Source organism: Streptomyces sp. NRRL WC-3549, assembly GCF_000721935.1.
Lineage (GTDB): Bacteria > Actinomycetota > Actinomycetes > Streptomycetales > Streptomycetaceae > Streptomyces.
The window spans coordinates 65,681-70,794 of record NZ_KL585382.1; the positions used below are offsets into that span (position 1 = coordinate 65,681).

Below are 5,114 nucleotides of genomic sequence, written 5' to 3' on the forward strand. Positions count from 1 at the left end.
GGGCTCCCGCTAAGGAGCCCCTGCCGGGAACCGGCAGACGATCAGGAGATAGACGTGATCCAGCAGGAGTCGCGACTGCGTGTCGCCGACAACACGGGTGCGAAGGAAATTCTCACCATCCGTGTTCTCGGTGGCTCGGGTCGCCGCTACGCGGGCATCGGTGACGTCATCGTCGCCACCGTCAAGGACGCGATCCCCGGTGGCAACGTGAAGAAGGGTGACGTCGTCAAGGCCGTCATCGTTCGCACCGTCAAGGAGCGTCGTCGTCAGGATGGCTCGTACATCCGCTTCGACGAGAACGCCGCTGTCATTCTCAAGAACGACGGCGACCCCCGCGGCACCCGCATCTTCGGCCCGGTGGGCCGAGAGCTGCGCGAGAAGAAGTTCATGAAGATCATCTCGCTCGCGCCGGAGGTGCTGTAAGCATGAAGATCAAGAAGGGCGACCTGGTCCAGGTCATCACCGGTAAGGACAAGGGCAAGCAGGGCAAGGTCATCGTGGCCTACCCCGCTCAGGACCGCGTCCTCGTCGAGGGTGTCAACCGGGTCAAGAAGCACACCAAGGCCGGTCAGACGGCTCGCGGCTCGCAGACCGGTGGCATCGTCACCACCGAGGCCCCGATTCACGTCAGCAACGTGCAGCTGGTCGTGGAGAAGGACGGCAACAAGGTCGTCACCCGCGTCGGCTACCGCTTCGACGACGAGGGCAAGAAGATCCGCGTTGCCAAGCGGACCGGTGAGGACATCTGATGACTGCCACCACTGCGCCGCGTCTCAAGACGCGCTACCGCGAGGAAATCGCCGGCAAGCTGCGTGAGGAGTTCTCGTACGAGAACGTCATGCAGGTTCCCGGTCTGGTCAAGATCGTGGTCAACATGGGTGTGGGCGACGCCGCCCGCGACTCCAAGCTGATCGACGGTGCCGTCAGGGACCTGACCACGATCACCGGTCAGAAGCCGGCCGTCACCAAGGCCCGCAAGTCGATCGCGCAGTTCAAGCTGCGCGAGGGGCAGCCGATCGGCTGCCACGTCACCCTCCGTGGTGACCGCATGTGGGAGTTCCTGGACCGTACGCTGTCGCTCGCGCTTCCGCGTATCCGTGACTTCCGTGGCCTGTCGCCGAAGCAGTTCGACGGCCGTGGCAACTACACCTTCGGTCTCACGGAGCAGGTCATGTTCCACGAGATCGACCAGGACAAGATCGACCGGGTCCGGGGCATGGACATCACCGTGGTCACCACGGCGACCAACGACGACGAGGGTCGTGCCCTCCTTCGTCACCTCGGCTTCCCGTTCAAGGAGAACTGACCGTGGCGAAGAAGGCTCTGATCGCTAAGGCCGCCCGTAAGCCGAAGTTCGGCGTCCGCGGGTACACCCGCTGCCAGCGCTGCGGCCGGCCCCACTCCGTCTACCGCAAGTTCGGCCTGTGCCGCGTGTGCCTTCGTGAGATGGCTCACCGTGGCGAGCTGCCGGGCGTGACCAAGAGCTCCTGGTAATTCTCCTCCGCCCGTTGGGCGTTGGAGGTACCGGAAAGCTCTCGGTAAGTATCTGGTCGGCAGGAGCCCCGCTCTTCATGCCGTAGGCTTGAAGGGTTGGGCGCCTGCCGCCCTGACCGACTTACTACGCCGTAGGTCCCCGCACCGCACCCGTCCCGCCACTGAGCGGGGAGAGGGATGGCGCATACAGGAAACCCCGGCGAGAGAGGCCGAAGGCCAACTCATGACCATGACTGATCCCATCGCAGACATGCTCACGCGTCTGCGCAACGCGAACTCGGCGTATCACGACGATGTTTCGATGCCGCACAGCAAGATCAAGTCGCACATCGCGGAGATCCTCCAGCAGGAGGGCTTCATCACCGGCTGGAAGGTCGAGGACGCCGAGGTCGGCAAGAACCTCGTCCTCGAGCTGAAGTTCGGCCCGAACCGCGAGCGTTCGATCGCCGGCATCAAGCGCATCTCGAAGCCGGGTCTGCGTGTCTACGCAAAGTCCACCAACCTGCCGAAGGTCCTCGGCGGCCTGGGCGTGGCGATCATCTCCACGTCCCACGGTCTCCTGACCGGCCAGCAGGCCAGCAAGAAGGGCGTAGGTGGGGAAGTCCTCGCCTACGTCTGGTAGTCGGGAACGGAGGAAAAGCTCATGTCGCGAATCGGCAAGCTCCCCATCCAGGTTCCCGCCGGTGTGGACGTCACCATCGATGGCCGCACGGTCGCGGTGAAGGGCCCCAAGGGTTCCCTCACGCACACCGTCGCCGCGCCGATCGAGGTCACCAAGGGTGAGGACGGCGTGCTCAGCGTCACCCGCCCGAACGACGAGCGTCAGAACAAGGCCCTCCACGGCCTGTCCCGCACGCTGGTGGCGAACATGATCACCGGTGTGACCCAGGGATACAGCAAGGCGCTCGAGATCAGCGGTGTCGGTTACCGCGTCCAGGCGAAGGGCTCCAACCTGGAGTTCGCCCTGGGCTACAGCCACCCGGTCGTCATCGAGGCACCGGAAGGCATCACCTTCAAGGTCGAGTCGCCCACGAAGCTCAGCGTCGAGGGCATCGACAAGCAGAAGGTCGGCGAGGTAGCCGCCAACATCCGCAAGCTGCGGAAGCCCGACCCGTACAAGGCCAAGGGCGTCAAGTACGCGGGCGAGGTCATCCGCCGCAAGGTCGGAAAGGCTGGTAAGTAGCCATGGCATACGGTGTGAAGATCGCCAAGGGCGACGCGTACAAGCGCGCGGCTCTCAAGCGGCGCCACATCCGCGTCCGCAAGCACATCTCCGGTTCGCCGGAGCGTCCCCGCTTGGTCGTGACGCGTTCCAACCGCCACATCGTCGCGCAGGTCATCGATGACGTCGCGGGCCACACGCTCGCGTCGGCGTCGACCCTGGACACGTCGATCCGTGGTGGCGAGGGTGACAAGAGCGCCCAGGCCAAGCAGGTCGGCGCCCTGGTCGCCGAGCGTGCCAAGGCTGCAGGCGTCGAGGCCGTCGTGTTTGACCGCGGTGGTAACCAGTACGCCGGGCGGATTGCCGCTCTGGCTGACGCCGCCCGTGAAGCCGGGCTGAAGTTCTAGCCCCGGTTCCTACGCACAGCGGACGTAACAGAGAGAGGTAAATCCAATGGCTGGACCCCAGCGCCGCGGAAGCGGTGCCGGTGGCGGCGAGCGGCGGGACCGGAAGGGCCGTGACGGTGGCGCTGCCGCCGAGAAGACCGCGTACGTCGAGCGTGTCGTCGCGATCAACCGCGTCGCCAAGGTAGTGAAGGGTGGTCGTCGCTTCAGCTTCACCGCGCTGGTCGTGGTGGGCGATGGTGACGGCACCGTGGGTGTCGGATACGGCAAGGCCAAGGAAGTTCCCGCGGCCATCGCCAAGGGCGTCGAAGAGGCCAAGAAGAGCTTCTTCAAGGTCCCGCGTATCCAGGGCACCATCCCTCACCCGATCCAGGGCGAGAAGGCTGCGGGCGTCGTCCTGCTGAAGCCTGCTTCCCCCGGTACCGGTGTGATCGCGGGTGGCCCGGTGCGCGCCGTCCTGGAGTGCGCCGGCGTCCACGACATCCTGTCGAAGTCGCTCGGTTCGTCGAACCCGATCAACATCGTGCACGCGACCGTGGCGGCCCTCCGGGGCCTGCAGCGTCCCGAGGAGATCGCGGCTCGCCGTGGTCTGCCCCTCGAGGACGTCGCCCCCGCGGCTCTGCTGCGTGCGCGTGCGGGAGCGGGTGCGTAATGGCTCGCCTCAAGATCACGCAGACGAAGTCGTACATCGGCAGCAAGCAGAACCACCGCGACACCCTGCGTTCGCTCGGGCTCAAGCGCCTGAACGACTCGGTTGTCAAGGAGGACCGCCCCGAGTTCCGCGGAATGGTGCACACCGTCCGCCACCTCGTGACGGTTGAGGAGGTTGACTGACATGGCGGAGAACAGCCCGCTGAAGGCCCACAACCTCCGGCCTGCCCCGGGCGCCAAGACCGCCAAGACCCGTGTGGGTCGTGGTGAGGCGTCCAAGGGTAAGACCGCAGGCCGTGGTACCAAGGGTACGAAGGCTCGTTACCAGGTTCCGGAGAGCTTCGAGGGTGGCCAGATGCCCCTCCACATGCGTCTCCCGAAGCTCAAGGGCTTCAAGAACCCGTTCCGCACGGAGTACCAGGTCGTGAACCTGGACAAGCTCGCGACGCTCTACCCCGAGGGTGGAGAGGTCACGGTGGCCGACCTGGTCGCCAAGGGCGCCGTGCGCAACAACCACCTCGTCAAGGTCCTCGGACAGGGCGAGATCTCCGTGGCGCTGCAGGTTTCGGTTGACGCCGTCTCCGGCTCCGCCAAGGAGAAGATCGCCGCCGCCGGCGGCACCGTCACCGAACTCGTCTGAGACAACTCGGACAAGCAGGTGGTCTGAACATCCGACCGGGGATGCCTCTCATATGGGGCATCCCCGGTTGGTCGTTCCTAGGGGGGCATGTCCGCCGGTAAGGTGGCGTGCACTGTAGCTGTGGTACGCCTTGGGCAACCGCCCGGGGACCTTTGGCTGTTACCTATTCGTCGATCCTCAAGACCGTCACCTCACGCTTTGCGCGGGGGTCGCAGGAGGCACCGTGCTCACCGCGTTCGCCCGGGCGTTCAAGACGCCCGACCTGCGCAAGAAGCTGCTCTTCACGCTCGGCATCATCGTGCTCTACCGTCTCGGTGCGCACATTCCCGTACCGGGGGTGAGCTACGAGAACGTCCAGATTTGTGTTGATCAGGCAAGCGATGGCAACAACAGCCTCTTCGGCCTGGTGAACATGTTCAGCGGTGGTGCACTGCTGCAGATCACGATCTTCGCGCTCGGCATCATGCCGTACATCACGGCCAGCATCATCCTTCAGCTGCTGACCGTCGTCATTCCCCGGCTCGAAGCCCTCAAGAAGGAGGGGCAGTCGGGCACCGCCAAGATCACGCAGTACACGCGTTATCTGACGGTCGCGCTCGCCATCCTCCAGGGCACCGGCCTGGTCGCCACGGCGCGCAGCGGCGCGCTGTTCAGCGGCTGTCCGGTCGCCAACCAGATCGTCCCGAACCAGTCGATCTTCACCACCGTCATCATGGTCATCACCATGACCGCCGGTACGGCCGCCGTCATGTGGCTCCGACAG

General features: G+C 65.2%; 11 protein-coding genes. All 11 read left to right on the plus strand.

Going from position 1 to position 5,114, the window contains the following annotated elements; translation table 11 throughout:
• The first annotated feature begins 54 nt into the window (after positions 1 to 54).
• Positions 55 to 423 carry a 50S ribosomal protein L14 gene (gene rplN, locus IH13_RS0101915; RefSeq protein ID WP_003966950.1) on the plus strand — a complete coding sequence of 123 codons (369 nt, stop codon included), beginning with the start codon at positions 55 to 57 and terminating at the stop codon, positions 421 to 423.
• A gap of 2 nt (positions 424 to 425) precedes the next feature.
• A complete protein-coding gene (gene rplX / locus IH13_RS0101920; protein WP_028439250.1) occupies positions 426 to 749 on the plus strand; it encodes a 50S ribosomal protein L24 in 324 nt (107 codons plus the stop codon).
• Positions 749 to 1,306: a 50S ribosomal protein L5 gene (rplE, locus tag IH13_RS0101925; protein WP_006126888.1), complete on the plus strand. Its 558-nt coding sequence runs from the start codon at positions 749 to 751 to the stop codon at positions 1,304 to 1,306. Before rplX ends, rplE begins: the two co-directional genes overlap by 1 nt.
• Before the next feature lie 2 nt (positions 1,307 to 1,308).
• Positions 1,309 to 1,494, plus strand: a complete 186-nt coding sequence (locus IH13_RS0101930; protein ID WP_003948630.1) for a type Z 30S ribosomal protein S14 — start codon at positions 1,309 to 1,311, stop codon at positions 1,492 to 1,494.
• A 223-nt stretch (positions 1,495 to 1,717) separates the two neighbouring features.
• Positions 1,718 to 2,116 (plus strand): 30S ribosomal protein S8, encoded by a 399-nt coding sequence (gene rpsH / locus IH13_RS0101935; protein WP_014047790.1) that lies wholly within the window; start codon positions 1,718 to 1,720, stop codon positions 2,114 to 2,116.
• Positions 2,117 to 2,137: 21 nt separating this feature from the next.
• Entirely contained in the window at positions 2,138 to 2,677 is a 540-nt protein-coding gene (rplF, locus tag IH13_RS0101940) for a 50S ribosomal protein L6 (RefSeq protein WP_031080476.1), read from the plus strand.
• A gap of 2 nt (positions 2,678 to 2,679) precedes the next feature.
• Entirely contained in the window at positions 2,680 to 3,063 is a 384-nt protein-coding gene (gene rplR, locus IH13_RS0101945; protein ID WP_028439247.1) for a 50S ribosomal protein L18, read from the plus strand.
• 46 nt (positions 3,064 to 3,109) lie between these two features.
• Positions 3,110 to 3,712: a 30S ribosomal protein S5 gene (rpsE, locus tag IH13_RS0101950; protein WP_031080478.1), complete on the plus strand. Its 603-nt coding sequence runs from the start codon at positions 3,110 to 3,112 to the stop codon at positions 3,710 to 3,712.
• Positions 3,712 to 3,894, plus strand: a complete 183-nt coding sequence (rpmD, locus tag IH13_RS0101955) for a 50S ribosomal protein L30 (RefSeq protein ID WP_003966943.1) — start codon at positions 3,712 to 3,714, stop codon at positions 3,892 to 3,894. Before rpsE ends, rpmD begins: the two co-directional genes overlap by 1 nt.
• Before the next feature lies 1 nt (position 3,895).
• A complete protein-coding gene (gene rplO / locus IH13_RS0101960; protein ID WP_031080480.1) occupies positions 3,896 to 4,351 on the plus strand; it encodes a 50S ribosomal protein L15 in 456 nt (151 codons plus the stop codon).
• A 223-nt stretch (positions 4,352 to 4,574) separates the two neighbouring features.
• Positions 4,575 to 5,114: preprotein translocase subunit SecY (locus IH13_RS0101965; protein ID WP_031080482.1), on the plus strand; the 540-nt coding region annotated here is incomplete at its 3' end.

Excerpts from the sequence above, each read along its gene's own strand:
- rplX (WP_028439250.1), top strand. The coding sequence starts at position 426 with ATGAAGATCAAGAAGGGCGACCTGGTCCAGGTCATCACCGGTAAGGAC.
- rplO (WP_031080480.1), top strand. The coding sequence starts at position 3,896 with ATGGCGGAGAACAGCCCGCTGAAGGCCCACAACCTCCGGCCTGCCCCG.
- rplE (WP_006126888.1), top strand. The coding sequence starts at position 749 with ATGACTGCCACCACTGCGCCGCGTCTCAAGACGCGCTACCGCGAGGAA.
- rplR (WP_028439247.1), top strand. The coding sequence starts at position 2,680 with ATGGCATACGGTGTGAAGATCGCCAAGGGCGACGCGTACAAGCGCGCG.
- rpsH (WP_014047790.1), top strand. The coding sequence starts at position 1,718 with ATGACCATGACTGATCCCATCGCAGACATGCTCACGCGTCTGCGCAAC.
- rpmD (WP_003966943.1), top strand. The coding sequence starts at position 3,712 with ATGGCTCGCCTCAAGATCACGCAGACGAAGTCGTACATCGGCAGCAAG.
- rpsE (WP_031080478.1), top strand. The coding sequence starts at position 3,110 with ATGGCTGGACCCCAGCGCCGCGGAAGCGGTGCCGGTGGCGGCGAGCGG.
- rplF (WP_031080476.1), top strand. The coding sequence starts at position 2,138 with ATGTCGCGAATCGGCAAGCTCCCCATCCAGGTTCCCGCCGGTGTGGAC.